The organism is Enterobacter sp. ECC-219, assembly GCF_043966805.1.
In the GTDB taxonomy this organism is placed as follows: domain Bacteria; phylum Pseudomonadota; class Gammaproteobacteria; order Enterobacterales; family Enterobacteriaceae; genus Enterobacter; species Enterobacter cloacae_N.
In genome coordinates this window covers 4,349,389-4,375,198 of sequence record NZ_CP143680.1, presented here as the reverse complement: position 1 = coordinate 4,375,198, position 25,810 = coordinate 4,349,389, and the positions used below count along the sequence as shown (strand labels likewise).

Sequence of the window (25,810 nt, the reverse complement as noted above, 5' to 3'; positions counted from 1 at the left end):
GAGGGAATATCGGGTAATGCAATGTACAGGTCGGGTAAGCGCAGCAGCGCCACCCGACATAACAAACTACTCTTCCGCTGCATAGCCCTGCGGGGGTAACTTCACGCCGTCCAGCCAGGCCGCGCCGTCGAGCATCTCCAGACGCCCGTCGACAAACCAGCTCACCACCAGCGGGTAAATGGCATGTTCCTGGGCCTGCACGCGCTCGGTCACGTCTTCTTCGCTGTCGCCGTCAAAGACCGGGACTTTCGCCTGCAGGATAACCGGGCCGCCGTCCAGCTCGTCGGTGACGAAATGGACAGAAGTGCCGTGCTCCTCGTCGCCGTTTTCCAGCACCTGACGATGGGTGTGCAGGCCGGGATATTTTGGCAGCAGGGAAGGGTGGATATTCAGCAGACGACCGGCGAAGTGTTCGACGAAGGCCGGGCTCAGAATACGCATATAGCCCGCCAGCACGACCACGTCTGGCGCGTAGGCATCAATCTCATGCACCAGCTCGCGGTCAAAGGCTTCACGCCCGGCGAACTGGCTGGCTTCCAGCGCGTGCGCAGGAATGTTCGCTTCCCGCGCGCGCTCAAGGCCGAACGCGTCGGCCTTGTTGCTGAAAACTGCCCGAATGGTGCCATTGATTTTCTTCTGTTTGCAGGCGTCTATGATTGCCTGCAAATTGCTTCCGTTGCCGGAAATGAGCACCACGATGTTTTTCATTCAATGACCACACGCTGTTCGGAATCGGAGGCTTTAATCGTACCGATTTTCCACGCGTTTTCACCTTTCTCTGTCAGCAGCTTAACCGCTTTATCCGCTTCGCTTGCCGGCAGGGCGATAACCATGCCCACACCGCAGTTAAAGGTGCGGTACATTTCGTGAGAGCTCACGTTGCCTGCGGTCTGCAGCCAGTTAAAGACGGCCGGCCACTGCCATGAGGATTCGTCGATCACCGCCTGGGTGTTGTCCGGCAGGACGCGCGGGATGTTTTCCCAGAAGCCGCCGCCGGTCAGGTGAGCGATAGCGTGCACGTCAACGTTCTCGATAAGCTCGAGCACGTTCTTCACGTAGATGCGGGTTGGGGCCAGCAGGTGGTCAGCCAGCGGTTTGCCGTCCAGCTCGGTGGTCAGCGGGTCGCAGCCGCTCACTTCGAGGATTTTACGTACCAGAGAGTAACCGTTAGAGTGCGGGCCGCTGGAGGCCAGCGCGATCAGCACATCGCCATCGGCCACTTTGCTGCCGTCGATAATTTCTGATTTTTCTACTACGCCGACGCAGAAGCCCGCGACGTCATAATCTTCGCCGTGGTACATGCCCGGCATTTCAGCGGTTTCACCGCCTACCAGCGCACAGCCGGACTGCAGACAGCCTTCGGCGATACCGTTAATGACGCTGGCTGCGGTATCCACATCCAGTTTGCCGGTCGCGTAGTAATCGAGGAAGAACAGCGGCTCTGCTCCCTGAACCACCAGGTCGTTCACACACATCGCGACCAGATCGATACCGATCGTGTCGTGACGTTTTAAATCCATCGCCAGGCGCAGCTTGGTGCCTACACCGTCAGTACCCGAGACCAGAACAGGTTCACGATATTTTTGCGGCAGCGCGCACAGTGCGCCGAATCCACCCAGACCACCCATCACTTCCGGGCGGCGGGTTTTCTTCACCACACCTTTGATTCGGTCAACCAGCGCATTACCTGCGTCAATATCAACACCGGCATCTTTGTAGCTGAGAGAAGTTTTGTTGGTCACGGCTTAAATCCCCACGCGATTGCATAGCTAGTAAGAAAAATCGGCGCAATTCTAACAGTCCAGGCAAACGTTTGCGAGCCTATTCTGGACGTGGGGATCTTTTTTTCTGCATAGCCTGTAAATGCAGCCAAACTTGACTCCGTTCACGAAAATGAAACCGGTTTCGGAGAACTGCTTGCAACGGATATCCCCTTTGCACATCATCGAAATGAAACCGGTTTCTGTAATTGTTTTTGCAGAAAATAACGCAGAATGAGGGAAAGCGAATGTCAGGATTTAAAGCAGATTTTCTGTGGGGTGGGGCCGTGGCGGCACACCAGCTTGAGGGCGGCTGGAAAGAGGGCGGCAAGGGCGTAAGCGTGGCCGACGTGATGACCGCGGGCGCGCACGGCGTGCCGCGTGAAATCACCAACGGCGTTCTGGAGGGGAAAAACTACCCTAACCATGAGGCCATCGATTTCTACCACCGCTATAAAGAAGACATCAAACTCTTTGCCGAGATGGGGTTCAAATGCTTCCGTACCTCCATCGCCTGGACGCGCATCTTCCCGAAAGGCGACGAGCTTGAGCCCAACGAGGCGGGCCTGAAATTCTATGACGATCTGTTCGACGAATGCCTGAAGTACGGCATTGAACCGGTTATTACGCTTTCCCACTTTGAGATGCCTTTCCACCTGGTCACAGAATACGGCGGCTGGCGCAACCGTAAGCTGATTGACTTCTTTGTCCGCTTTGCGAAGGTCGTTTTTGAGCGCTACCAGCATAAAGTGAAGTACTGGATGACCTTTAACGAGATCAACAACCAGGCCAACTTCCACGAAGACTTTGCGCCGTTCACCAACTCCGGGCTGAAATATGCGCCGGGTGAAGACCGCGAGCCGGTGATGTTCCAGGCCGCGCACTACGAGCTGGTGGCCAGCGCCCTGGCGGTGAAGGCGGGGCGCGAGATTAACCCGTCGCTGCAGATCGGCTGCATGATTGCCATGTGTCCCATCTATCCGCTGACCTGCGCGCCGGACGACATGATGATGGCGATGAACGCCATGCACCGCCGCTACTGGTTCACCGACGTGCACGTGCGCGGCAAGTATCCTCAGCATCTGCTCAACTACTTTGAACGTCGCGGCTTCGCGCTGGATATCACCCAAGAGGACAAAGCGGCGCTGACGCAGGGCTGCGTTGATTACATTGGCTTCAGCTACTATATGTCCTTCGCCACCAAGGCAACGGCGGATAACCCGCAGTTGGACTACGACGAGAGCAAGAGCCTGGTCTCCAACCCTTACGTGCAGAAATCCGACTGGGGCTGGCAGATTGACCCGGTGGGATTGCGCTACTCCCTGAACTGGTTCTGGGATCACTACCAGCTCCCGCTGTTTATCGTTGAGAACGGCTTTGGCGCAATCGACGTGCAGGAGAGCGACGGCACGGTGAACGACCAGTACCGCATTGATTACCTGGCCGCCCACATCCGCGAGATGAAAAAAGCGGTGGTAGAAGACGGCGTGGATCTGATGGGCTACACCCCGTGGGGCTGTATTGACCTGGTGTCTGCCGGTACGGGCGAAATGAAAAAACGCTACGGCTTTATCTTTGTCGATAAAGATAATGAAGGTAACGGCACGCTGAACCGCAGTAAGAAGAAATCGTTCGACTGGTATAAGCAGGTGATCGCGAGCAACGGCGATAACCTGTAATTGTCGGGTGGCGCTAACGCTTACCCGACCTACAATACACGTAGGCCCGCGTAAGCGTAGCGCCACCGGGCAGAACCTCGCACTTAAGCCGGAGACCTGTCTCCGGTTTTTTGTCTTTGCTTGATCCCTGTCAAGCAACATGGGTATGGCGCAATCCGAAAAAAGCGGTATAATCCCGCGATTTTTTTGCGGATGCCACCTCAGAGGAGAAAGAGAATGAAGATTGTGGAAGTGAAACACCCACTCGTTAAACACAAGTTGGGCCTGATGCGTGAGCATGACATCAGCACGAAGCGTTTTCGCGAACTGGCTTCTGAAGTGGGCAGCCTGCTGACCTACGAAGCGACCTCTGATCTGGAAACAGAAAAAGTGACCATCGAAGGCTGGAACGGCCCGGTGCAGGTTGAGCAGATCAAAGGTAAGAAAATTACCGTCGTGCCTATCCTGCGTGCCGGTCTCGGTATGATGGAAGGCGTACTGGAGCACGTCCCAAGCGCGCGCATCAGCGTGGTCGGTATCTACCGTAACGAAGAGACGCTGGAGCCGGTACCTTATTTCCAGAAGCTGGTCTCTAACATCGACGAGCGTATGGCGCTGGTGGTTGACCCAATGCTGGCGACCGGCGGTTCAATGATCGCCACCATCGACCTGCTGAAAAAAGCGGGCTGCAGCAGCATTAAGGTGCTGGTTCTGGTGGCTGCACCGGAAGGGATCGCGGCGCTGGAAAAAGCGCACCCGGACGTTGAGCTGTATACCGCCTCTATCGACCAGGGGCTGAACGAGCACGGGTACATCATCCCGGGGCTCGGCGATGCCGGCGATAAGATCTTTGGTACGAAATAATCGAATAACGATAAATAAGCCGACTTTGATAGTCGGCTTTTTTTTGAATAAAACACCAACAACGATACTACACAGAGGAAAACACTATGACGCGCCGTGCTATCGGGGTGAGTGAAAGACCGCCGCTTTTACAGACTATCCCGCTTAGTTTGCAGCACCTGTTCGCCATGTTTGGCGCAACCGTGCTGGTGCCAATCCTGTTTCACATTAACCCGGCTACCGTACTGCTGTTCAACGGCGTCGGTACGCTGCTGTACCTCTTTATCTGTAAAGGCAAAATCCCGGCGTATCTCGGGTCGAGCTTTGCCTTTATCTCGCCGGTGCTACTGTTGCTGCCGCTGGGTTATGAGGTCGCGCTGGGCGGCTTTATCATGTGCGGCGTGCTGTTCTGCCTGGTCTCCTTCATCGTGAAGAAAGCGGGTACCGGCTGGTTGGACGTGATGTTCCCGCCTGCGGCGATGGGCGCTATCGTTGCGGTCATCGGTCTGGAACTGGCGGGCGTGGCGGCGAACATGGCCGGCCTGCTGCCTGCGGACGGCCAGTCGCCGGATTCCAAAACCATCATTATCTCGCTGGTAACCCTGGGCGTGACGGTGTTTGGCTCCGTGCTGTTCCGCGGCTTTATGGCGATTATCCCGATCCTGATCGGCGTGCTGGCGGGCTATGCGCTCTCCTTCGTCATGGGCGTGGTGGATACCACCCCGATTGCTCAGGCACCCTGGTTCGCGCTGCCAACCATCTACACCCCGCGCTTTGAATGGTTTGCTATTTTCACCATTCTGCCTGCCGCGCTGGTGGTGATTGCCGAGCACGTTGGCCACCTGGTGGTGACGGCGAACATCATTAAGCGCGACCTGATCCGCGACCCGGGGCTGCACCGCTCCATGTTTGCCAACGGTTTCTCGACTATCATCTCCGGATTCTTCGGTTCCACGCCAAACACCACCTACGGCGAAAACATCGGCGTGATGGCGATTACCCGCGTCTACAGCACCTGGGTTATCGGCGGCGCGGCGATCATCGCCATTCTGCTCTCCTGCGTGGGCAAGCTGGCGGCAGCGATCCAAATTATCCCGGTTCCGGTGATGGGCGGCGTTTCCCTGCTGCTGTACGGGGTGATCGGCGCGTCCGGTATTCGCGTGCTGATTGAATCCAAAGTGGATTACAGCAAAGCGCAAAACCTGATCCTGACCTCCGTCATCCTGATCATCGGCGTGAGCGGTGCGAAGGTGCATATTGGCGCGGCCGAGCTGAAGGGCATGGCGCTGGCGACCATCGTCGGTGTGGGCCTGAGCCTGATTTTCAAGCTGATCTCGGTGATCCGCCCGGAAGAGGTGGTGCTGGACGCTGACGAAAGCGAAAAAGCGCCACATTGATCCTTTAACCGGGTGGACGATCCGCCCGGTTCTCTCCCGGATGGTTCCGTGTTAAACTCATCGCCGATTTTATGTAAGATCTCTGGTTGAGGTATTTCTGAACGGACCGGCACAGCTCTCTCTGCCACTTTATCTCCCTGACGACGAAACTTTCGCGAGTTTCTGGCCGGGTGATAACCCCTCTTTACTGGCTGCACTGCAAAATGTGCTGCGCCAGGATCACAGCGGATACATTTATATCTGGTCACGCGAAGGCGCGGGGCGCAGCCACCTGCTGCATGCCGCCTGCGCGGAGCTTTCGGCCCGCGGTGACGCGGTAGGCTACGTGCCGCTGGATAAACGTACCTGGTTCGTGCCTGAGGTGCTGGAGGGAATGGAACATCTCTCGCTGGTCTGCATCGATAATATCGAATGCGTGGCGGGGGACGAGCCGTGGGAAATGGCGATCTTCAACCTCTACAACCGCATTCTGGAGTCGGGAAAAACCCGGCTGCTGATCACCGGCGATCGACCGCCGCGACAGCTGAATCTGGGGCTGCCGGATCTGGCGTCTCGTCTGGATTGGGGGCAAATCTACAAGCTCCAGCCGCTGTCGGATGAAGATAAGCTTCAGGCGTTACAGCTGCGCGCAAAGCAGCGCGGCTTTGAGCTGCCGGAAGACGTGGGCCGTTTCCTGCTCAAGCGTCTGGACCGCGAAATGCGCACCCTGTTTGATACGCTCGATCAGCTCGATCGCGCCTCGATTACCGCCCAGCGCAAGCTGACCATTCCGTTTGTGAAAGATATTCTCAAGCTGTAGTTATGCCGGGTGGCGGCTACGCCTTACCCGGCCTACATATGGCACCCGTAGGCCCGCGCCACCGGGCTAAAGATCCCCCAGCAAGTGCTCCACCAAAAGTGGAATCGGTCTCCCCGACGCCACGCTCCTGCCATTCTCACGCCACAGCGCCGTGCCGCTGATGTCCAGATGCGCCCACGGGATCGTCGGCGGGCAGAAATGGTGCAGCAGCCACCCCGCCGAAGCGCTGATCGCCGCGTTGTTTGTCGGGGTGTTGCACAGATCGGCGATGGCGCTGTCGGTCTGCTTTTTCAGCCGCGCATCTAAAGGCAGGGACCACACTTCATCGCCGCTCTGCTTACCCGCCCGCGTCAGCGCGGCGCGCAGCGCTTCATCCTGCGTCATTAGCCCGCTCAGCTCATACCCCAGCGCCTTCACCACCGCGCCGGTTAAGGTTGCCATATCAATGATATAGCGCGCCTGCGGATGGCGCTGGCTGGCCCAGGCGATGACGTCGGCCAGCACCAGTCGGCCTTCGGCATCGGTGTTGTTGATTTCAACGGTGGTGCCGTTGCAGGCGGTCGCCACCGTGCCGGGCTGCATGGCGTCCGGGCCTATGGCGTTTTCCGCCAGCGCCAGCACGCCCATGATGCGCACGGGCAGCGCCAGCTCTGCAGCGGTCAGCATCAACCCCAGCACGTTGGCCGCGCCGCACATGTCGTATTTCATGGTGTACATGCCCGCGCCTTCCTTCAGCCACAGGCCGCCGGTATCGAAGGTGATGCCTTTACCCACGTAGCAGCGCACCGGGCCGTCAGACACGCCGTCGTAATGAATCGCCAGCAGACGCGGCGGACAGGTCGCCCCTTTGCCGACGGCGTTCAGCAGCCCCAGCCCCTGCTCAACGATTTGTTTTTCATCCAACACTTCACAGCGCAGGGTGAGGAAGGTAGCGCAGAGTTTTTGCGCCTCTTCGACGACAAACTGCGGCGTGCAGCGGTCGGACGGGATATCCGCCAGGCGTCGCGCCGCGACCATACCGTGGGCGATAGCCTGCTGCTGGCGGAAAATAACCGCCAGTCGGTCCTGCTGTTCTGGTAAACAGAGCGCGGTGATGCGCTGAAGACGGACCTCGTCACTGGTTTTCTTCAACTGCAAATCGCTTAGCCTGTGCGCCTGATTAAAGAGAAAGCGCAGAACCTGCGCCAGGACGACGTCGTCGATATTTGTTACGTCCAGCACGATGTCTGCGCTGACGGGAGAGGCAATCAGCGGTCGCAGGGCGGCAAGCAGGCTTTCAGTAAGTGCGTCATGCCAGAGCGCGTCCGGCAGCAGAGTGATGCGGGCAAACGGCGCGCAGCCAAAGCGGGTGTCAGCTATGCTGGCAGAATTGCGCATTTCCGCGACAAGCGCCGTTTCGGGCAAGTGCGTACAGGAGGTGGAGGCAATCAAATGGCATTGCGGAGCCGCGTCAGAAAGCGCGGTGATAAACTGATATTCAATCATCATGACTCCTCAATCGGCGCACGGATCCGCGCGGCATAGGCCTGCATCCACTCATCGTCTACCGCGTGATAGTGCGTTTTCTCCCGCAGGCGCTCGGTACGATAAACGGTGAGAGGCTGACGGGCCGTCGCCACCACGAACGAGAAGGTTTTGATGTTGGTGGCGGCACCAAATTCGCCCCTGTTATTCATGCATACCACGGAGAGATCGCCCGCGCGGCCGAAGCGCGACATCAGCTTGTCCTCCAGCTCGAACACCACTGAATCTGCCGCCTGCTGGGGAGACATCCCTTGCGCCATGCGGCGGACGATTTCGTAGCTGGTGCAGCCTTTCATCAGATCTTCACCGACGCCCGTGGCGGTGGCCGCGCCGGTTTCGCTGTCGCAGTAGAACCCAGAGCCGATAATCGGCGAATCCCCAATGCGGCCGCGTTTTTTCATAAACAGGCCGCTGGTGGAAGTGGCGACGCTCATCGAGCCCTGTTTATCGAGGCCGATAATGCCGACGGTGTCGTGCCCGTCGTACGGGCTCAAGCCTTTATCCAGCGTCTCGCGGCAGCGCTTACGGTAGTGCTGCATGGCCCGGTCGGTGAGCATGGTTTTGTCGGCAAAGCCCTGGCTTAGCGCCCATTCCCGTGCGCCCTGGCCGACCAGCAGGCTGTTGTAGCGCTGGCGGCTGAGCGCGAGCGCCACGCGCACCGGGTTGGCGATATCCACCAGATTCCCCACGGCACCGAATGCCAGCGTGTCGCCGTCCATGTAGGCCGCGTCCAGCTCGACCTCGCCGTTTTCGGTAGGCAGCCCGCCGTAGCCGACGGATTTATAAAACGGAAAGTCTTCGACGGCGGCGACGGCATCAACCACCGCCGGCGCGACCGGTTTTCCCGCCGCCAGCGCAGACGCGGATTCCGTCACGCCTTCAAGCGCCATTCGCCAGGTGGCGATAATTCCCCACATGCTTTACTCCTGTTTTGCAAGGGTGGTGTCGGTGTGCGTAACGGTGGCAATTTCCGCCACGCGGTACTGTTTGTCCACGATACGCATGAAAGGAAGGTACAGCATGGCGCCAATCAGCAGGTTAATCAGCTGCATCACGCTGCCGCTCAGGTGCCCGGTGACGATAAAGCCGCTGATCACAGGCGGCAGTGTCCAGGGAATAAACACCCCGGTGGTGACGGCGACCGCGCCAACCTTCATCGCCGCATACTGCACGGTAACCAGCACCAGCGGTACCAGGTTGAACGGGATGAGCATGATCGGGTTCATGATCACCGGCAGGCCAAACAGAATCGGTTCGTTGATGTTAAACACCGAAGCCCCGGCGCCGAGGCGCGCCACTTCGCGCATGTTTTTGCTGCGGGCGAAAATCAGCATCGCTATCACCAGCGACAGCGTGGCACCCGCGCCGCCCATCCAGATCATGTCAAAAAACTGCTCGGTGATGATGTGCGGCGGCGTTGCCCCGGCCTGAATGGCAGCGATGTTGTCGGTCTGGTTCTCCATCCACAGCGGGCGAATAATGCCGTTTATCATCGAGCCGGAGTTAATGCCCACGGACCACAGAATGGTGATGCTGAAGACGGTCATCAGCGCGCCAAAGTATGAGGTGCCGTAGTGGCGTACCGGCGTGGCAACGACTTCATAAATAAACTGATGAATCGTGTGGTAGTGGGTGTTTTCGAAGACGATGCGGATACCCAGCACCAGAATCATCACCAGCAGGGCGGGGATCAGCGCCGCGAACGACACCTGCACCGCAGGCGGCACGCCGTCGGGCATTTTTATGACCAGATTTTTGCGCTTCAGCCAGCAGAACAGCTCCGTCCACAGCAGGGAACCGATCATCGCCACGAACAGACCTTTGCTGCCAATCCACTCCACCGGCATCACGGTAATGCCGCCGTTTTCTGCCACCTTGATAAACGGCGTCAGGATCAGAAACGCGACCAGCGCCAGAATGCCGCAGGAGATGCGGTCCTCGCCATAATGTTCGGCCAGGCGGTAGGCCACGAGGAAGCTGATAAACAGCGACATGGTGGAGAAGACCGCGTTGAATGGGATTTCAATAATGGCGCTCCAGCTCTCACCAAAGGCCTGAGACATAAACTGCTGATAGGCTTGATTCGGGAACGACGAGATCACCAGCAGAATAGAGCCGACGATGATAAACGGCATGAATGACACGTAGGCGCCGCGAATGGCCCCGAGATGACGTTGCTGGGCCGTTTTGGCCGCCAGCGGCATCAGTTTTGCTTCAAGAAATCCCAGAACATTGTTCATTGTGAACTCCGTACAAGATTGAGGGGTGTTGTTTATGTTATGTCTGTGGATTATCAGTGAAGCACGGCGAGCGAAAGGTGAAATCGGTCACAAAGCAACCGCCTTTGTAATATAAATCTCACATGATTAGTTAATGGAGTTGTTGCGATGGAAATTAAGCTACACGCCAACGCCACCACCACGCCGCGTATCCGCCGCTATCTGCAGCAGTCAGATAAAAGCGACAGAGAGCTGGCCGTTGAGCTGGGGATCTCGGTCACGACAGTCAGGCGCTGGCGCAACCGAGATCGGGTTTCGGATAATCACACCACGCCAAAAGTGATACACAAAGCGCTGAGACGGGAGCAGGTTGCGCTGGTCAATGCCCTGCGCGATATCTCAGGGGCGCCGCTGGATGAACTGCTGAAGATGGTTAACGACGTGCTGGGGATCCCCGTTTCAAGGGCAACGCTCAATCGCTATCTCAAACCGGCACCCGCGAAACATAAGGGGAGTTCACTGCAGGGGAAAAAAGCGCTGAAGGCCGGCATCCTGCCGCATACGCTGATGCTGCATCATCTGCCTTTGTCGCTGCATATGGACGATGGGGGAGAACAGCATCTGCTCTGGGCGCGTGAACCGGTAAGCGGCTGGTGCTATGCCCGGCTCTACGCAGGTCTTTCGCCCCGGTTGCTTACTACCTGGACGCAGGCGCTGCTGGAGGCCTGTCCCGCTGATATACAATCTATTGAGACTTTTGGCTTTGAGCCGACACAGCCTGTAAAAGATGTGGCTGTAAAAACGCATCCCCAGAAACAAAATGCGCTTCAGGTGGCGGTGCCATTACGCGATATTATTCCGCGCGTGAATGATGAACCTGCCGGAGAGGTATTAATCGCGCTGTGCGAGTTTTATAACCGGGGCAAAACGCAGAAAAAGCTGGGAGAAAGTACGCCGCAGGCGTTTCTGGAAGCGCTGCGGCGTAAGGACTAGAGGATGTCGAGCACATCTTCCGGCGGGCGGCCAATGCGCGCCTTGCCGTTCGCCACCACAATCGGACGCTCAATCAGCTTTGGATTGTCGACCATCGCCTGTACCAGCTCAGCCTCGGTGAGACGGCTGTCATCCAGATTAAGCGATTTATACAGATCCTCTTTCTGACGCATCAGTTCGCGCGCGCTGCCCATCCCCAGCATGTGCAGCAGTTCGCGGATTGTCTGCGCGTCCGGCGGCGTCTCCAGATACAGCACCACCTCCGGGTCGATGCCGTTAGACTTCAGCAGGCTGAGCGTGTCGCGGCTCTTGGAGCAGCGAGGGTTATGGTAAATTTTTACCGCGTCTGTCATGACTTCTCCTTTATTACATCTTCTCGTACGGCTTAAAGCGCTGTTGCAGGCCGCGCAGCTGGTCGATACGCGCGTCGTAGCGGGCCTGCTGCAGGCTGCCGAGCTTCACCTGCGAGCTGGCGCTGCTGAGCAGGGAAATCGCCTGATCGAGGCGACCCGCCAGGGCCAGCCCTTCAGCACGCGCCGCCAGCTCCTGATCGCGGTTACCCAGCTGACCCTGGGCCTGGGCGAGCAGCTCCCAGCCGTTCTGGTCGTCTTTATTGTTAAAGGTATAGCGGTTCAGAATGGTCACGGCCTGCGCAGGCTGACCGCCCTGTAAGTAAGCGTTCGCCAGGTTAAGCTGCAGCACCGGGTTGGTCCGTACGTCTTTCGCCCCTTTCAGGCGGTTAATCGCATCGGTGGCTTTCTTCTGTCCCAGATCGATATCCGTCGAGAGATCGAGATACCACGGGTTATTGGGGTCGGCTGCCAGCAGCGGCTGCAGCGCTTTACGCGCCTCGTCATATTTGCTGGCTTCCATCGCCTGCAGCGCCTGACCATATTGCGCGGCATTTTTTTCCCGCACGTTGCCTTTCGCCAGGGTATCCAGCAGATCGCTGGTGAGCTGGTTACGCCCGGAGTTGTACATGCCGAGCGTTCTTACCTTAGCCATGTAGAAGTCCTGCGACGACTGCACGACCACCGGGCGCATCTGGTTGGCACGGTTGCGCGCATCCGACAAACGGCTTTCCGGTAACGGGTGGGTAAGCAAAATTTCCGGTGGACGGGATGAATAACGCGCCTGGTCGAGCAGTTTTTCCAGGAAGCTCGGCATCGCCTGCGGGTCAAAGCCGGAGCGCTGTAAAACCTGGATGCCGATGCGGTCTGCTTCCTGCTCGTTTTGCTGGGTGAAGCTGATCATCCCCTGGCGCGTTCCCGCCAGCGTACCGGTCAGGGCCGCCATCCCGGCCTGTGGGCTGGCCATCGCCAGCAGAATAGAGCCCAGTGCGCCCACCCAGGTGAGCGGGGCGTTACGCTTCTGATCTTCCATCGCACGCGCCAGGTGGCGCTGGGTGACGTGCGAAATTTCGTGCGCCATCACCGAGGCCAGCTGGCTTTCGTTGTCAGAGTAACGGAATAACGCCGAATGCAGCACCACGTTACCACCAAAGAAGGCGAAGGCGTTGATTTCGTCGTTATTGATTAAAAAGAAGTGGAAGGGGGTTTTTACCGAGTCGGCGTGCGAAACCAGCCGCATCCCCAGCCCGTTAATGTACTGCACCAGCAAAGGGTCGTTGATCAGCGGGGCGCTACCGCGCAGCTGGCGCACATAGTAATCACCCATCTGCATCTCTTGCCCGATAGAGAGCGTGCTTCCTGCCGTGGTGCCCATGTCCGGCAATGAATCGGACGAGTCAGCGAAAGCGGGCAACACCTGACCGACCGTCACTGCGGCAATCAGTGTTGCAACCAGTGTTTTTCTCAACTGCCTGAACATAACCACTGTCCTGTATGTTGGAGGTGCTAATTTGACCGATGAACCGGCATATCGTTCATCTCTGCTGCCCTGCGAGTGTAGCCGTGTTACCGCATGAAGAAAATCCCATTCATCAGGCTTTTGCGGATTGTGACAGGGATACAAAAAGCGAAAGTCTTTTTTGTGACAATTAGATACAATTCATCGTCTCACTCCCGCCAATCGATTCAGGGAAGGGTTGTATGCTCGAAATGTTAATGCAGTGGTATCGGCGTCGGTTCAGTGACCCGGAAGCCATTGCTTTGCTGGTTATTCTGGTTGCCGGGTTCGGTATTCTGTTCTTCTTCAGCGGTCTTCTCGCCCCCCTGCTGGTGGCGATTGTGCTGGCGTACCTGCTGGAGTGGCCAACAGCGCGCCTGGAACATATCGGCTGTTCACGCCGCTGGGCAACGAGTATCGTGCTGGTGCTGTTTGTCGGCATTCTTATGTTGATGGCATTCGTGGTGATGCCGGTTGCCTGGCAGCAGGGGATCTACCTGATCCGCGATATGCCCGGCATGTTGAATAAACTCTCTGATTTCGCCGCCACGCTGCCGCGTCGTTATCCCGCGCTGATGGATGCCGGGATTATTGATGCGATGGCCGAAAACATGCGCGCCCGCATCATGACGATGGGCGACTCGGTGGTGAAATACTCTCTGGCCTCGCTGGTGGGGCTGCTGACGCTGGCGGTTTACCTTGTGCTTGTGCCGTTAATGGTGTTCTTCCTGGTCAAAGACAAAGAGCAAATGCTTAACGCAGTCCGCCGCGTGCTGCCGCGCAATCGCGGCCTGGCCGGGCAGGTCTGGGAAGAGATGAACCAGCAGATCACCAACTACATTCGCGGCAAGGTGCTGGAGATGATTGTGGTCGGGGTCGCGACCTGGATTGGCTTCCTGATCTTCGGCCTGAACTACTCGCTGCTGCTGGCGGTGCTGGTCGGATTTTCGGTTTTGATCCCCTACATCGGCGCGTTTGTGGTGACCATTCCAGTGGTGGGCGTTGCGCTGTTCCAGTTTGGCCTGGGCACGGAGTTCTGGAGCTGCTTTGCGGTATACCTCATCATTCAGGCGCTGGACGGTAACCTGCTGGTGCCGGTGCTGTTCTCCGAGGCGGTGAACCTGCATCCGCTGGTGATTATCTTATCCGTGGTGATTTTCGGCGGGCTGTGGGGGTTCTGGGGTGTGTTCTTTGCTATTCCGCTGGCGACGCTGATTAAAGCGGTGGTGCATGCGTGGCCGGATGTGCCGGCGATGGAAGAGAAGTAGTTTTTGTGCGGGCTGATGCCCTCACCCCGGCCCTCTCCCACGGGGAGAGGGGGAAAACACTCAAAACGGCAACCTGGGTTGTAATGCCAGTCAGTTAAGCAACTGACTGGCTTTTTTTCGGGGCTGTGGGGTATCTCCAGGGCCTTTCCTTTACCACCCTCGGGAAGGCCCTTTCCCTTCTTGTCGGCAACTTTACCAGTTGCGCCATGCTTTCAAGATCACGCATCAGCTCCGGGATACGCCCTGGTGAAGCGCCCTGCAGCGTCATCAGCATTCTCATGACCATGCCGCATGATTCTGAGAAGCTCAGCTGATTCGGCCAGTATCCTTTCAGATGGCCCGCCATTTTAATCATCTGATATCGCACCAGATTATACGCCAGTAACACGCCCCATAACTCCTGCTCCACAAGCTCCGGCTTTTTACTTCTCAGCGTCAGCCTGCTCAGTTGCATCGTTTGTTTTATCTCCCTGTACCCCAGCTCTATTTCCCAGCGATGGCTGTACAGGTCTGCCATTTCTCCTCCGGGATAGCGCATGGCGTCCGTCATCGACGTCAGCAGATGGCAGACTTTCCCTTTGCGCGTTACGGTCAGCAGGCGGGCTGTCATCTCATCTCCCAGACCCGGCCATTTTTTTCGTGCCTGTGGGCTGGTTTTCAGCTTCACCAGATAGTCGCCTTTACCCAGCTTTCTGACCTCTTCATACTGTGCTCCCTTTCTGAGAGGGAGCATCCAGTGACGGTGTTCTCCCGCCTGGCTCCACGCATTCAGCAACCCCAGCGAGTAATAGCCTTTATCCATTAACGTCAGGGTGTTATCCCCGGTCTGCTCTATCAGTTGCTTCGCGAGCTCATTTTCGCTGTTTTTCATCGTGCCGAAGGCCGCTGCCGTCAACAGATGGCTGGTCAGTTCCATCTGGCAGACCATTTTTACCTGCGGGTAGAGTGCCGGGTTTCCGCCATGCGTCTGGCGGGGAAAGGCGCTGTCGTTTTCCGGCGTGTCCGGTGTTCGCCAGAACACACCATCGATGGCCAGCAGGGTCAGGCCGCACCAGTGCGGATGCGGTGTTGCGTTATGCCAGAGCTGCGCTGTTTGCGTGAACACACGGCGGACGGCTTCGCTTCCCAGCCGCTGACGGGCCTGGATCACGGCGCTGGGGGCAACGAACGGACGATTGCCGGGTAACATGATATCCAGCCGGTTAACGATCTGATGAAGCGGCTCCTTGCGCTCAAGGGCCATACCGACAATGCACCAGACCATCATTTCCAGAGGAAGGCGCCGTTTGCGTAACGTGACGGTGCCGGATTCTTCAAGGCAGCGGGAAATCAGTTCCGGGTCAAGACAGTCGCCCAGAGAAGTCAGAGGGTTACGCAGAGAATCGTAACGGGATACCAGATCAAGAGCCTGTCCAATGTGCATAAAAAAGTCCGGAAACGGGTAAACATTTCCGGATTCTTACACAGCCACTGGATCGGTCAACCGATCCTTAACTGATCGGCATTACAACCTGGGTTGCCGTTTTGCTGTTTATCAGGCGCTTGCTTTCAGCCAGTTCAACACCACGTCGTGGTGGTTGCTGGTTTTGAAGTCGTCAAATACATGTTCAACTTTACCGTCAGCGTCAATCAGGAAGCTGATGCGGTGAATGCCGTCGTAGGTTTTACCCATAAAGGTCTTTTCACCCCAGACGCCGAACTGCTCGCATACCTGGTGGTCTTCGTCGGAAAGCAGCGTGAAGTTCAGCAGCTCCTTTTCCGCAAATCGTGACAGCTTTTCTGGTTTATCGGTGCTGATTCCCAGCACTTCCACGCCGACTTTCTTCAACTCGTCCATGTTGTCGCGTAAGCCGCAGGCCTGTACGGTGCAGCCGGGGGTCATGGCTTTCGGGTAGAAATAGACCAGAACACGCTGTCCCTGGAAGTCGGTCAAATTTACTTGCTCGCCGTCTTGATCCGGTAAGCTAAATTTCGGTGCGATGTCACCGGCTTTCAGTGGATTCATTACTCAACTCCATCCTGTTCGTGCTGCGAATAATTGACGACGCTTATACTGCCCTGCGCGTTTAATTCTGTACAGAGGGCTTTGAACGCTTGCTCGATATTTGACGCATCCTGTGAGGCAGGGCTGTGCGCGGTAATTTGAATAAACAGCGTGGGAACGGTGCTCTCGTCGCCCGGCTGCGTGCGGGAGACGAGCTCGGCAATGTTCATCTGATGGCTGTCGAACAGCGCGGTAAAGCGCTCAATCAGATGTGGAGAATCAGGGACTTCAACCTGCACCCAGACGGTCGCAGGCATGGCCGGACGCGGGCGCGCGGTAGTGCGCTTCATGACGATCAGCAAATCCAACTCCGCGCCTTTCAGCGGCAGGGTGGATTCAATAAGGGTAATGGCATTCCATGTTCCGGACAGCAGCATGATAAACGTGAACTCTTCGCCGAGCATCGCAAGGCGGCTGTCTTCGATATTACAGCCGCAGCTGCTCACGTGACGGGTGATGGTGTTCACGATACCCGGCCTGTCGGCACCCAGCGCAGTGATAACCAGGTAATGTTGTGATGAGGTTGTCAAACCTGTTCTTCCTTTGCATGGTTAAGTCTTCCTAAGGAAAGCATAAAAAAAACGTGCATACAACCGCCAGAGGGCCTCAGGTCGCTTGCTTTTATTACAGTTCCAAACGTACCATTGAGACTCTTGTTCGCACAGAGGATGGCTCATGTTCACGGGAAGTATTGTCGCGCTTGTTACACCGATGGATGAAAAAGGTAATGTCTGCCGGTCCAGCATGAAGAAGCTGATTGATTACCATGTCGCCAATGGAACCTCGGCGATCGTTTCGGTAGGGACTACCGGTGAATCTGCAACGCTGAGCCACGAAGAGCACGGCGATGTGGTTATGCTGACCCTGGAACTGGCTGACGGACGTATTCCGGTCATTGCGGGAACAGGCGCTAATGCAACCGCAGAAGCGATCAGCCTGACCAAACGTTTTAACGACAGCGGCATCGTGGGCTGTCTGACGGTAACCCCTTACTACAACCGTCCTACTCAGGAAGGTTTGTTCCAGCACTTCAAAGCCATCGCTGAACATACTGACTTGCCACAAATTCTGTATAATGTGCCGTCCCGTACCGGCTGCGATATGCTGCCGGAAACCGTTGGTCGTCTCTCGGAAGTAAAAAATATTATCGGTATTAAAGAGGCGACAGGGAACTTAAGCCGCGTTCATCAGATCAAAGAGCTGGTTTCAGACGACTTTATCCTGTTGAGTGGTGATGATGCGACCTCGCTGGACTTTATGCAGCTCGGTGGCCATGGCGTTATCTCCGTAACGGCAAACGTTGCGGCGCGCGATATGGCTGAAATGTGCAAACTGGCCGCAGCCGGTCACTATGATGAAGCGCGCGTCATTAATCAGCGTCTGATGCCGCTGCACAATAAATTATTTGTCGAACCCAATCCGATCCCAGTGAAATGGGCGTGTAAGGCGTTGGGGCTTGTAGCATCCGATACGCTGCGTTTGCCTATGACACCGATTACCGACCACGGTCGCGATATCGTCAGGGCTGCGCTGAAGCATGCCGGTTTGCTGTAAAGTTTAGGGAGATTTGATGGCTTATTCAGTACAGAAGTCGCGCCTGGCGAAGGTTGCGAGTGTTTCGCTTGTTATGCTGCTCGCTGCCTGTAGTTCAGACTCGCGCTACAAGCGCCAGGTGAGCGGTGATGAATCCTATCTGGATGCGACCCCGCTTGCTGAACTTCATGCACCGGCTGGTATGATCCTGCCGATTCAAAACGGCGATTATAATATCCCCGTGACCAACGGCAGTGGTCTGGTCGGTAAAGCGCTTGATATTCGTCCGCCAGCTCAGCCTCTGGCGCTGGTGAGCGGTGCGCGTACCCAGTTTACCGGTGATACGGCCTCTCTGCTGGTTGAAAGCGCGCGCGGAAGCAATCTGTGGCCACAGGTGGTCAGCGTTATTCAGGCGAAGAACTACACCATTGATAAACGTGATGACGCCAGCCAGACGTTAACCACCGACTGGATCGAGTGGAACCGTCTTGATGAAGATCAGCAGTACCGTGGACGCTATCAGGTCTCCGTGAAACCACAGGGTTACCAGCAGGCGGTTAACGTTAAGCTGTTGAACCTGGAGCAGGCGGGTAAACCGGTTGCGGATGCCGCCTCTATGCAGCGTTACAGCACTGAAATGCTGAACGTGATTGCCGCAGGTCTGGATAAGACCGCTACCGATGCCGCCAACGCCGCGCAGAACCGTAACGGCGTCACTTACGACGTTCAGAGCGGCGCGGATGATACCGGCCTGCCAATGCTGGTGGTGCGTGCACCGTTTAACCAGACCTGGCAGCGTCTGCCGGCGACGCTGGAAAAAGTGGGCATGAAAGTGACCGACAGCACCCGTTCAACCGGTAGCATGACGGCGACCTATAAGCCGCTGTCCGACAGCGCATGGCAGGAGCTGGGCGCCAAAGATCCTCAGCTTGCTTCCGGTGACTACAAGATTCAGGTAGGCGACCTTGATAACCGCAGCAGTCTGCAGTTTATCGATCCAAAAGGTCACACGCTGACCCAGGCGCAGAACGATGCGCTGGTTGCTGTGTTCCAGGCTGCATTCAGCAAATAAATACGAGGGCGGGTTAATCCCGCCCTTTTTATTTTCGTGCTACGCAAACGTGTGCGTGGCATAATATACCCGGTTTTGAACACAAATTATCACACCAGGAGTAATGAAGATGCAGAAGCAAGCTGAGTTGTATCGTGGCAAAGCGAAGACCGTATACAGCACGGAGAACCCGGATCTGTTGGTGCTCGAGTTCCGCAATGATACGTCAGCAGGGGATGGCGCACGCATTGAGCAGTTCGATCGTAAAGGCATGGTGAACAACAAGTTCAACCACTTCATTATGACCAAACTGGCCGAAGCGGGTATCCCGACCCAGATGGAAGCGTTGCTGTCCGATACGGAATGTCTGGTGAAAAAACTGGATATGGTTCCGGTTGAGTGCGTGATTCGTAACCGTGCGGCAGGCTCCCTGGTGAAGCGTCTGGGCATTGAAGAAGGTATCGAACTGAATCCACCGCTGTTCGACCTGTTCCTGAAAAACGATGCCATGCACGATCCGATGGTCAACGAATCCTACTGCGAAACCTTCGGCTGGGTGAGCAAAGAGAACCTGGCGCGCATGCAGGAACTGACCTACAAAGCCAACGACGTGCTGAAAAAGCTGTTTGATGACGCGGGCCTGATCCTCGTCGACTTCAAGCTGGAGTTTGGTCTGTTCAAAGGTGAAGTGGTGCTGGGTGATGAGTTCTCCCCGGACGGCAGCCGCCTGTGGGATAAAGAAACCCTGGATAAAATGGACAAAGACCGTTTCCGTCAGAGCCTGGGTGGCCTGATTGAAGCGTACGAAGCGGTTGCTCACCGTTTAGGCGTTAAGCTCGACTAAGTCCCTCTGTTGCCAAAGGATGTTCGCATCCTTTGGCGTCTTACCTTTGTTTCCTATGGTAATCTTGCCGTTAACCGCCTACGATCATAGCTATTATTAATGGAATAGTTCGAGGTGGTTATGCGCTGGCAAGGGCGTCGTGAAAGTGACAATGTAGAAGACAGACGCGGTGATGGCGGCGGCGGTCCTTCAATGGGCGGGCCCGGCTTCCGCTTACCCAGCGGCAAGGGCGGTATCATCCTGCTGATTGTGGTGCTGGTCGCGGGTTATTACGGCGTCGATCTCACCGGTCTGATGACCGGTCAACCGCTGCAACAGCAGCAACAATCTCCGCGCTCCATCAGCCCGAATGAAGATGAAGCGGCCAAATTTACCTCCGTTATTCTCGCCACAACTGAAGACACATGGAGTCAGCAGTTTGAGAAGATGGGGCGCACCTATCAGCAGCCGAAGCTGGTGATGTACCGGGGCGCAACCCGCACCGGATGCGGTACCGGGCAATCTGTGATGGGGCCGTTCTACTGCCCGGCAGACGGCACCGTCTATATCGATCTCTCTTTTTACGATGACATGAAACGCAAGCTTGGCGCTGACGGTGATTTTGCCCAGGGCTACGTTATCGCGCATGAAGTCGGCCATCACGTGCAAAAGCTGCTGGGGATTGAGCCCAAAGTGCGCCAGCTTCAGCAGAATGCATCTCAGGCTGAAGTGAACCGCCTTTCCGTCAAAATGGAACTGCAGGCGGACTGTTTTGCGGGCGTCTGGGGCCACAGCATGCAGCAACAGGGCGTGCTGGAATCCGGCGATCTAGAAGAGGCATTAAACGCGGCTGAGGCTATCGGCGACGACCGTTTACAGCAGCAGAGCCAGGGTCATGTCGTTCCGGACAGCTTTACTCACGGTACGTCGCAGCAGCGCTACAGCTGGTTCAAGCGCGGCTTTGACAGCGGCGATCCGGCCCAGTGTAATACCTTCGGCAAAGCCATGTGATGGTGTCGTTTGAACATCTGACGCACGAGCTTGAGCGTACCGGGCACCGCCGTCTGGTGGTGCTCACGGGTGATGAACAGTGGACGTTCAGCCAGGCGGCAGGCCTGCGTGATGCCTTGCCGGGAGACTGGCTGTGGCTCGATGACAATCCCTCTAAAGCCGTTAGCGGACTGCTGGGCCGCGAATACCTTCACGCCGTTTTTGACGCGCGTGCCGGGTTTGACGTTTCAGCCTTTGCCGCGCTCAGCGGGACGCTGCGCGCCGGTAGCCTGCTGGTGCTGCTGGTGCCGCCGCTCTCTGAGTGGGCCGACAGGCCCGACGGCGATTCCGTACGCTGGAGCGACAGCGCGGAGCCGATCGCCACCCCGCACTTCGTTCACCATTTTTGCCGGACGCTTGCCGCCGATGCGGATGCGATCGTCTGGCAACAGCATCGTCCTCTATCTCTTCCCGCTGCGCCGGATCTTCCCGCCTGGCAGCCTGCCAGCGGCGAGCCGCAGCGCGAGCAGGCGGAGATCCTCGACGCGCTTCTGGCCATGCCTTCGGGCGTCGCTGCCGTGACGGCACCGCGCGGACGCGGAAAGTCAGCCCTGGCGGGGATGCTGCTCAACGGCATCCACGGAAATGCAGTGGTGACGGCACCGGCAAAAGGGGCAACGGATGTTATTGCGCGCTTCGCCGGCGAGCGTTTTCACTTTATGGCCCCGGATGCGCTGCTGGCCTCCGCGACAGAAGCCGACTGGCTGATTGTTGATGAAGCCGCCGCCATCCCTGGCCCGCTGCTGGACAAGCTGGTGGCGCGTTTTCCCCGCGTACTGCTGACCACCACGGTCCAGGGTTATGAAGGCACGGGCAGAGGGTTTCTGCTCAAGTTCTGCGCCCGGTTCAGCGGGCTGCGGCGCCATACCTTATCCACCCCCATTCGCTGGGCAGCCGGGTGTCCGCTTGAGCGGATAGTGGGGAATACGCTGCTGTTTGACGATGCACTTATTGACCGCAAGCCGGAAGGTGACGTGCGTTTACGGACGCTGGAGCCGCGGATGTGGGAGAGCGACCCGGCACGCGTGGCAAGCGTTTATGAACTGCTGTGTGCCGCGCACTACCGGACGTCTCCGCTCGATTTACGTCGGATGATGGACGCACCCGGCCAGCACTTTGCGGTTGCACACGCGGGTGCGGATATCGCTGGCGCGCTCTGGCTGGTGGAAGAGGGGAGATTGCCTCCTGAGCTGAGCCGCGCGGTGTGGGCGGGCTTTCGTCGTCCACGCGGGAACCTTGTGGCGCAGTCGCTGGCGGCGCACGGCGGATCGCCACTCGCGGCGACGCTGAAGGGGCGACGGATTAGCCGCATTGCGGTACATCCCCACCGTCAACGGGAAGGCATCGGCCAGCGGCTTATTCGCAGCGCCAGCGGTGAAGATTATCTCTCGGTCAGTTTTGGCTATACCGACGAGCTGTGGCGTTTCTGGCAGCAGTGCGGCTTTGTGCTGGTGCGAATGGGCAGCCATCGGGAAGCCAGCAGCGGGTGCTACACGGCGATGGCCATACTGCCGCAGAGCGAGGCCGGGCACCGGCTGTGCGCTCAGGAACATCAGCGCTTGTGTCGCGATATGCGCGTCCTGTCGGCCCGGAACGGCGAAAAGATCCCGGTAAGCGATGCCTGGGAAGCTACCCTTAATAGTGACGACTGGCTGGAGCTGGCGGGGTTTGCCTTTGCGCACCGGGCGTTTTCAACCTCGGTTGCTGCGCTGACGCGGTTGGTGTTAACCACAGACATGCCGCTCCCGGCGCTGCGCGGGAAAATCGAGGGAAAGACGGACGAGACGGGGCGAAAAGCGTTGCTGGCTAAGCTGCGGAGTGAAGCTGCGCAAGCGCTTGAGAGTCTTGACTATTCCCGCTGCCAGCGGTTGAAAGCAGACATTTTGCAATGGCAATTTTTTCAATGACTTCTTCAGTAAAGTGGCATGGTCATTACCCCGCAGAGGCGTAAAATCCTGCTCATCAATTAAGGAGACCGCCATGAAACACGACCATTTTGTTGTTCAAAGCCCTGACAAACCGGCTAAACAGTTACTGCTCCTGTTTCATGGTGTGGGCGATAATGCCGTTAACATGGGGCAGATTGGCCGCTGGTTTGCCCCCGTGTTCCCGGAAGCGCTAATTGTCAGCATCGGCGGCGTGGAGCCGTGCGGCCCGAACGGACGGCAGTGGTTCGCGGTTCAGGGCGTGACGGAAGAGAACCGTCAGGCGCGCATTGATGCCATTATGCCCACGTTTATCGACATCGTACGCTACTGGCAGCAGCAGAGCGGCGTAGGCGCTGACGCAACGGCGCTGATTGGTTTCTCTCAGGGGTCAATCATGTCGCTGGAAAGCGTAAAAGCGCAGCCCGGTCTGGCTTCACGCGTGATCGCGTTTAACGGGCGCTACGCGACGCTACCGACCAGCGCGACCACGCAGACCACTATCCATCTTATTCACGGCGGCGAAGACCGGGTGATTGAGCTTTCGCATGCGGTGGCAGCCCAGGAAGCGCTGGTGCGCGAAGGCGGGGATGTGACGCTGGATATTGTTGACGATCTGGGCCACGCGATTGACGACCGCAGCATGCAGTTTGCGCTCGACCATCTGCGTTATACCGTGCCGAAACACTACTTTGATGAAGCGCTCAGCGGCGGCAAGCCGAATGATGATGATATTGTTGAATTTATATAAACATTTATCCCCTTACCCGGCCCCTCTCCCCTAAGGGGAGAGGGGCCGGGGGTGAGGGAATTACTTCTTCTGGTCTTTCTTCGGCCAATCGTCGTCATCGTCCCACTTGTCGTTAAAATCCCGGTGCGGCGGAAGATCCGGTTTGTTGGCGAGAAATTTTTTGTGGTCAACGCGCTTAAGGTCTTTAATCACGTTAAGCAGTACGCCTACCAGAAACACCAGAACCAGAATCCACCAGTACTTTGCAAGCCAATCCATTCGCTATTCCTCTCTGAGCGTTCGTCAGGCGACGAGTTGCTCCATAATACGTTGATACATGCGGGCCAGCAGTTGTAAATCGGCAGCGTTCACACACTCGTTGATTTTGTGAATCGTCGCGTTAACCGGACCCAGTTCGACAACCTGTGCACCCATGCGGGCGATAAAGCGTCCGTCTGAGGTGCCGCCCGTCGTCAGCAGCTGCGGCTTAATTTCATTATAGTGCTCGATGGCGTTCACTACCGCATCTACCAGCTTGCCGCGCTGCGTCAGGAACGGCTGGCCGGAAAGCCACCAGTCGACGGTGTAGCGCAGGTTGTATTTTTCCAGCAGAGCGACAACGCGCGCTTTGATCGTCTCTTCGGTCAGTTCGGTGCTGAAGCGGAAGTTGAACTGAACGAAGAAGTCCCCCGGGATCACGTTGTTGCTGCCGGTCCCGGCCTTGACGTTTGCAATCTGCATGCTGGTCGGCGGGAAGAACTCGTTGCCTTTATCCCACTCGATGCCCACCAGTTCGTTCAGCATTGGCGCGGCGCGGTGGACCGGGTTATCGGCCAGATGTGGATAAGCCACGTGCCCCTGAACGCCGTGAATGGTCAGGTTACAGGTCAGCGAGCCGCGACGACCGTTTTTGACGACATCACCCACCACTTCGGTACTGGACGGCTCGCCGACCAGACAGTAGTCGAGACGCTCGTTACGCGCCATCAGCGCCTCAACGACCTTTACGGTACCGTTATGGGCGCTGGCTTCTTCATCGGAGGTGATCAAAAACGCGAGACGGTTTTTGTGGTTCGGATGCTGAGCCACAAAGCGCTCTGCCGCCACCACCATCGCCGCCAGCGAGCCTTTCATGTCTGCCGCGCCGCGACCGAAGAGCATGCCATCGCGGATGGTTGGCTCAAACGGCGGGTTAATCCAGCGATCTGCGTCACCCGCGGGAACGACGTCAGTGTGCCCGGCAAAGGCCAGCGTTTCGCCCTGGCCGCGCCACGCCCAGAAGTTCTGGGTATCGCCAAAATCCATGCGCTCAACGGTAAAACCGATGGCACGCAGGCGCTCAATCATTAATGCCTGACAACCTGCGTCGTCCGGGCTAAGGGAAGGACGGCGAATAAGCTGTTGAGTCAGCTCAATGACCGGGCATGACATACACTACACCTCAACGAAAAAGTCAGAATAAAGGGTTTCACTGAAACCCAGCAGCATAGGCTGACCTGGCTTGCAGAGCAATGGGCGTTTGATAATTGCCGGCATATCGAGCATCAGCTTTGCCGCGCTGTCGGCATCAACGATGCTGGCGCGCACGGATTCATCCAGCTTACGCCAGGTGGTGCCGCGGGTGTTCAGCAGCGCTTCCCATCCCAGTTCGTTAATGGCGGTATGCAGAAATTGTGCATCAAGCCCGTCGGCACGGTAATCGTGGAAGCGGTACTCCACGTGGTTTGCTTCCAGCCAGCGGCGCGCTTTTTTGATGGTGTCGCAATTTTTAATGCCGTACATCACAACCATGTTGAATCCTTTTGCTCTTATGGCGATTAAATGTTCAATAAATTCGAAGATATATCCTTAAGTGGAATATAACACATTCAGGAATTGTCTGGATTTACGCTTCATCTTAATTCAACTCACACTTGTACGCTGAATATTCTTTCACCCTTTAAGCATAGATGTCCATAGGGTTTAAATTCCCCATAAACTCAGCGAGTAAAATAGAACTCACCCGTTCGCAGGGTTATTTCAAAATATTGCTGCCCATCACACAAAATTTAAGGTTCTCCGTTCATATTTATCATAAATCCCCGGCGGTGGCGGGGTACAATCGCAGCGATTGGTTAAATAGTCTTCACAATGATGATACGTTTTCGTAGAATGCGCATAATAATAAGAGAGGTTGTTATGATTGAACGTGAACTGGGGAACTGGAAAGATTTTATCGAAGGCATGCTTCGTAAATGACATTCAGTAAGAATTGCAAGAGCACTAAAATAAGTAAAATAACCATAGTGTGAATTAATCACACAATAAAAAGGCGGCCGATAAAGCCGCCTTTTTTATGGCTGCGG

The 25,810-nt window shown here is 56.8% G+C and carries 26 protein-coding genes; 13 read left to right on the top strand and 13 right to left on the bottom strand.

Annotation, left to right across the window (positions count from 1 at the left end):
• Positions 1-66: 66 nt before the first annotated feature.
• Both purN and purM read right to left on the bottom strand, forming a co-directional pair.
• Entirely contained in the window at positions 67-708 is a 642-nt protein-coding gene (purN, locus tag V1603_RS20835) for a phosphoribosylglycinamide formyltransferase (protein WP_395313207.1), read from the bottom strand.
• The gene (purM, locus tag V1603_RS20830; protein WP_008501643.1) at positions 705-1,742 is read right to left on the bottom strand and encodes a phosphoribosylformylglycinamidine cyclo-ligase; all 1,038 of its coding nucleotides are present in this window, start codon (positions 1,740-1,742) and stop codon (positions 705-707) included. Before purM ends, purN begins: the two co-directional genes overlap by 4 nt.
• 266 nt (positions 1,743-2,008) lie before the next feature.
• Between purM and V1603_RS20825 the strand changes: the two genes are divergently transcribed.
• The 4 genes from V1603_RS20825 (at position 2,009) to V1603_RS20810 (ending at position 6,457) form a co-directional block, all read left to right on the top strand.
• Positions 2,009-3,439, top strand: coding sequence for a 6-phospho-beta-glucosidase (locus V1603_RS20825; protein WP_395313206.1), 1,431 nt, complete (start codon positions 2,009-2,011; stop codon positions 3,437-3,439).
• Between the two features lie 216 nt (positions 3,440-3,655).
• The gene (gene upp, locus V1603_RS20820) at positions 3,656-4,282 is read left to right on the top strand and encodes a uracil phosphoribosyltransferase (RefSeq protein WP_008501641.1); all 627 of its coding nucleotides are present in this window, start codon (positions 3,656-3,658) and stop codon (positions 4,280-4,282) included.
• Between the two features lie 86 nt (positions 4,283-4,368).
• Positions 4,369-5,658 (top strand): uracil permease, encoded by a 1,290-nt coding sequence (uraA, locus tag V1603_RS20815; RefSeq protein WP_163330559.1) that lies wholly within the window; start codon positions 4,369-4,371, stop codon positions 5,656-5,658.
• Between the two features lie 97 nt (positions 5,659-5,755).
• Entirely contained in the window at positions 5,756-6,457 is a 702-nt protein-coding gene (locus V1603_RS20810; protein WP_211438414.1) for a DnaA inactivator Hda, read from the top strand.
• A 66-nt stretch (positions 6,458-6,523) separates the two neighbouring features.
• Here the strand turns inward: V1603_RS20810 and V1603_RS20805 are convergent, their stop codons facing one another.
• From V1603_RS20805 to celB, 3 genes are read right to left on the bottom strand one after another with little or no spacing between them, the layout of a single operon-like run.
• Complete coding sequence (locus V1603_RS20805) at positions 6,524-7,942, bottom strand: leucyl aminopeptidase family protein (protein WP_395314005.1); 1,419 nt, start codon at positions 7,940-7,942, stop codon at positions 6,524-6,526.
• On the bottom strand, positions 7,942-8,898 hold the full coding sequence (locus tag V1603_RS20800) for a N(4)-(beta-N-acetylglucosaminyl)-L-asparaginase (RefSeq protein ID WP_163330558.1): 957 nt from the start codon (positions 8,896-8,898) through the stop codon (positions 7,942-7,944). Before V1603_RS20800 ends, V1603_RS20805 begins: the two co-directional genes overlap by 1 nt.
• Positions 8,899-8,901: 3 nt before the next feature.
• Positions 8,902-10,221, bottom strand: a complete 1,320-nt coding sequence (celB, locus tag V1603_RS20795; protein WP_395313205.1) for a PTS cellobiose transporter subunit IIC — start codon at positions 10,219-10,221, stop codon at positions 8,902-8,904.
• Between the two features lie 147 nt (positions 10,222-10,368).
• Between celB and V1603_RS20790 the strand changes: the two genes are divergently transcribed.
• Positions 10,369-11,193, top strand: coding sequence for a helix-turn-helix transcriptional regulator (locus V1603_RS20790; protein WP_116343179.1), 825 nt, complete (start codon positions 10,369-10,371; stop codon positions 11,191-11,193).
• Here V1603_RS20790 and arsC read toward each other — a convergent pair.
• Together arsC and bepA are read right to left on the bottom strand one after the other, a co-directional pair.
• Positions 11,190-11,546 (bottom strand): arsenate reductase (glutaredoxin), encoded by a 357-nt coding sequence (arsC, locus tag V1603_RS20785; RefSeq protein WP_049136756.1) that lies wholly within the window; start codon positions 11,544-11,546, stop codon positions 11,190-11,192. The two genes, V1603_RS20790 and arsC, sit on opposite strands and share 4 nt — an antisense overlap.
• A 13-nt stretch (positions 11,547-11,559) precedes the next feature.
• The gene (gene bepA / locus V1603_RS20780; RefSeq protein ID WP_116343177.1) at positions 11,560-13,023 is read right to left on the bottom strand and encodes a beta-barrel assembly-enhancing protease; all 1,464 of its coding nucleotides are present in this window, start codon (positions 13,021-13,023) and stop codon (positions 11,560-11,562) included.
• A gap of 221 nt (positions 13,024-13,244) precedes the next feature.
• On the opposite strand from bepA, the gene V1603_RS20775 reads away from it, so the two are divergent.
• On the top strand, positions 13,245-14,309 hold the full coding sequence (locus tag V1603_RS20775) for an AI-2E family transporter (RefSeq protein WP_116343175.1): 1,065 nt from the start codon (positions 13,245-13,247) through the stop codon (positions 14,307-14,309).
• A 94-nt stretch (positions 14,310-14,403) separates the two neighbouring features.
• Here V1603_RS20775 and V1603_RS20770 read toward each other — a convergent pair whose 3' ends face one another.
• The 3 genes from V1603_RS20770 to V1603_RS20760 all read right to left on the bottom strand — a co-directional run bounded on the left by V1603_RS20770 (position 14,404) and on the right by V1603_RS20760 (position 16,883).
• Entirely contained in the window at positions 14,404-15,732 is a 1,329-nt protein-coding gene (locus V1603_RS20770; protein ID WP_395313204.1) for an IS4 family transposase, read from the bottom strand.
• Positions 15,733-15,843: 111 nt separating this feature from the next.
• The gene (bcp, locus tag V1603_RS20765; protein ID WP_032659360.1) at positions 15,844-16,314 is read right to left on the bottom strand and encodes a thioredoxin-dependent thiol peroxidase; all 471 of its coding nucleotides are present in this window, start codon (positions 16,312-16,314) and stop codon (positions 15,844-15,846) included.
• Positions 16,314-16,883: a glycine cleavage system transcriptional repressor gene (locus V1603_RS20760; RefSeq protein WP_028014022.1), complete on the bottom strand. Its 570-nt coding sequence runs from the start codon at positions 16,881-16,883 to the stop codon at positions 16,314-16,316. The genes bcp and V1603_RS20760 overlap by 1 nt, the downstream gene beginning before the upstream one ends.
• 145 nt (positions 16,884-17,028) lie before the next feature.
• On the opposite strand from V1603_RS20760, the gene dapA reads away from it, so the two are divergent.
• From dapA to ypfH, 6 genes are all read left to right on the top strand, one after another.
• Positions 17,029-17,907 (top strand): 4-hydroxy-tetrahydrodipicolinate synthase, encoded by an 879-nt coding sequence (gene dapA / locus V1603_RS20755; protein ID WP_395313203.1) that lies wholly within the window; start codon positions 17,029-17,031, stop codon positions 17,905-17,907.
• A 16-nt stretch (positions 17,908-17,923) separates the two neighbouring features.
• Positions 17,924-18,958 carry an outer membrane protein assembly factor BamC gene (gene bamC / locus V1603_RS20750; RefSeq protein WP_028014020.1) on the top strand — a complete coding sequence of 345 codons (1,035 nt, stop codon included), beginning with the start codon at positions 17,924-17,926 and terminating at the stop codon, positions 18,956-18,958.
• A 109-nt stretch (positions 18,959-19,067) separates the two neighbouring features.
• Complete coding sequence (gene purC / locus V1603_RS20745; protein WP_023332985.1) at positions 19,068-19,781, top strand: phosphoribosylaminoimidazolesuccinocarboxamide synthase; 714 nt, start codon at positions 19,068-19,070, stop codon at positions 19,779-19,781.
• A 120-nt stretch (positions 19,782-19,901) separates the two neighbouring features.
• Positions 19,902-20,771: a neutral zinc metallopeptidase gene (locus V1603_RS20740; RefSeq protein WP_116343173.1), complete on the top strand. Its 870-nt coding sequence runs from the start codon at positions 19,902-19,904 to the stop codon at positions 20,769-20,771.
• Complete coding sequence (locus V1603_RS20735; RefSeq protein ID WP_163330605.1) at positions 20,771-22,717, top strand: GNAT family N-acetyltransferase; 1,947 nt, start codon at positions 20,771-20,773, stop codon at positions 22,715-22,717. The genes V1603_RS20740 and V1603_RS20735 overlap by 1 nt, the downstream gene beginning before the upstream one ends.
• Positions 22,718-22,790: 73 nt before the next feature.
• Positions 22,791-23,486 carry an esterase gene (ypfH, locus tag V1603_RS20730; protein ID WP_163330555.1) on the top strand — a complete coding sequence of 232 codons (696 nt, stop codon included), beginning with the start codon at positions 22,791-22,793 and terminating at the stop codon, positions 23,484-23,486.
• A gap of 60 nt (positions 23,487-23,546) precedes the next feature.
• On the opposite strand, the gene V1603_RS20725 is transcribed toward ypfH, so the two are convergent.
• Genes V1603_RS20725 through V1603_RS20715 form a run of 3 tightly spaced genes read right to left on the bottom strand, consistent with a single transcriptional unit; the run spans position 23,547 to position 25,256 of the window.
• Positions 23,547-23,744, bottom strand: a complete 198-nt coding sequence (locus tag V1603_RS20725; protein ID WP_013098222.1) for a YpfN family protein — start codon at positions 23,742-23,744, stop codon at positions 23,547-23,549.
• Positions 23,745-23,768: 24 nt separating this feature from the next.
• Positions 23,769-24,896 carry a succinyl-diaminopimelate desuccinylase gene (gene dapE / locus V1603_RS20720; protein ID WP_395313202.1) on the bottom strand — a complete coding sequence of 376 codons (1,128 nt, stop codon included), beginning with the start codon at positions 24,894-24,896 and terminating at the stop codon, positions 23,769-23,771.
• A gap of 3 nt (positions 24,897-24,899) precedes the next feature.
• The gene (locus V1603_RS20715; protein WP_163330554.1) at positions 24,900-25,256 is read right to left on the bottom strand and encodes an ArsC family reductase; all 357 of its coding nucleotides are present in this window, start codon (positions 25,254-25,256) and stop codon (positions 24,900-24,902) included.
• Positions 25,257-25,643: 387 nt separating this feature from the next.
• Here V1603_RS20715 and ypfM point away from each other — a divergent pair, with 387 nt between their 5' ends.
• Positions 25,644-25,703, top strand: coding sequence for a protein YpfM (gene ypfM / locus V1603_RS20710; RefSeq protein ID WP_015572204.1), 60 nt, complete (start codon positions 25,644-25,646; stop codon positions 25,701-25,703).
• The last annotated feature ends 107 nt before the right edge of the window (positions 25,704-25,810 follow it).

Bases quoted from the DNA above. Each gene is read 5' to 3' on its own strand.
- bcp (WP_032659360.1), bottom strand. From the start codon at position 16,314: ATGAATCCACTGAAAGCCGGTGACATCGCACCGAAATTTAGCTTACCG.
- V1603_RS20805 (WP_395314005.1), bottom strand. From the start codon at position 7,942: ATGATTGAATATCAGTTTATCACCGCGCTTTCTGACGCGGCTCCGCAA.
- purC (WP_023332985.1), top strand. From the start codon at position 19,068: ATGCAGAAGCAAGCTGAGTTGTATCGTGGCAAAGCGAAGACCGTATAC.
- V1603_RS20775 (WP_116343175.1), top strand. From the start codon at position 13,245: ATGCTCGAAATGTTAATGCAGTGGTATCGGCGTCGGTTCAGTGACCCG.
- V1603_RS20790 (WP_116343179.1), top strand. From the start codon at position 10,369: ATGGAAATTAAGCTACACGCCAACGCCACCACCACGCCGCGTATCCGC.
- upp (WP_008501641.1), top strand. From the start codon at position 3,656: ATGAAGATTGTGGAAGTGAAACACCCACTCGTTAAACACAAGTTGGGC.
- uraA (WP_163330559.1), top strand. From the start codon at position 4,369: ATGACGCGCCGTGCTATCGGGGTGAGTGAAAGACCGCCGCTTTTACAG.
- V1603_RS20715 (WP_163330554.1), bottom strand. From the start codon at position 25,256: ATGGTTGTGATGTACGGCATTAAAAATTGCGACACCATCAAAAAAGCG.
- dapA (WP_395313203.1), top strand. From the start codon at position 17,029: ATGTTCACGGGAAGTATTGTCGCGCTTGTTACACCGATGGATGAAAAA.
- bepA (WP_116343177.1), bottom strand. From the start codon at position 13,023: ATGTTCAGGCAGTTGAGAAAAACACTGGTTGCAACACTGATTGCCGCA.
- purN (WP_395313207.1), bottom strand. From the start codon at position 708: ATGAAAAACATCGTGGTGCTCATTTCCGGCAACGGAAGCAATTTGCAG.
- celB (WP_395313205.1), bottom strand. From the start codon at position 10,221: ATGAACAATGTTCTGGGATTTCTTGAAGCAAAACTGATGCCGCTGGCG.
- V1603_RS20770 (WP_395313204.1), bottom strand. From the start codon at position 15,732: ATGCACATTGGACAGGCTCTTGATCTGGTATCCCGTTACGATTCTCTG.
- bamC (WP_028014020.1), top strand. From the start codon at position 17,924: ATGGCTTATTCAGTACAGAAGTCGCGCCTGGCGAAGGTTGCGAGTGTT.
- dapE (WP_395313202.1), bottom strand. From the start codon at position 24,896: ATGTCATGCCCGGTCATTGAGCTGACTCAACAGCTTATTCGCCGTCCT.
- V1603_RS20800 (WP_163330558.1), bottom strand. From the start codon at position 8,898: ATGTGGGGAATTATCGCCACCTGGCGAATGGCGCTTGAAGGCGTGACG.
- ypfH (WP_163330555.1), top strand. From the start codon at position 22,791: ATGAAACACGACCATTTTGTTGTTCAAAGCCCTGACAAACCGGCTAAA.
- V1603_RS20825 (WP_395313206.1), top strand. From the start codon at position 2,009: ATGTCAGGATTTAAAGCAGATTTTCTGTGGGGTGGGGCCGTGGCGGCA.
- V1603_RS20740 (WP_116343173.1), top strand. From the start codon at position 19,902: ATGCGCTGGCAAGGGCGTCGTGAAAGTGACAATGTAGAAGACAGACGC.
- V1603_RS20735 (WP_163330605.1), top strand. From the start codon at position 20,771: ATGGTGTCGTTTGAACATCTGACGCACGAGCTTGAGCGTACCGGGCAC.
- V1603_RS20725 (WP_013098222.1), bottom strand. From the start codon at position 23,744: ATGGATTGGCTTGCAAAGTACTGGTGGATTCTGGTTCTGGTGTTTCTG.
- arsC (WP_049136756.1), bottom strand. From the start codon at position 11,546: ATGACAGACGCGGTAAAAATTTACCATAACCCTCGCTGCTCCAAGAGC.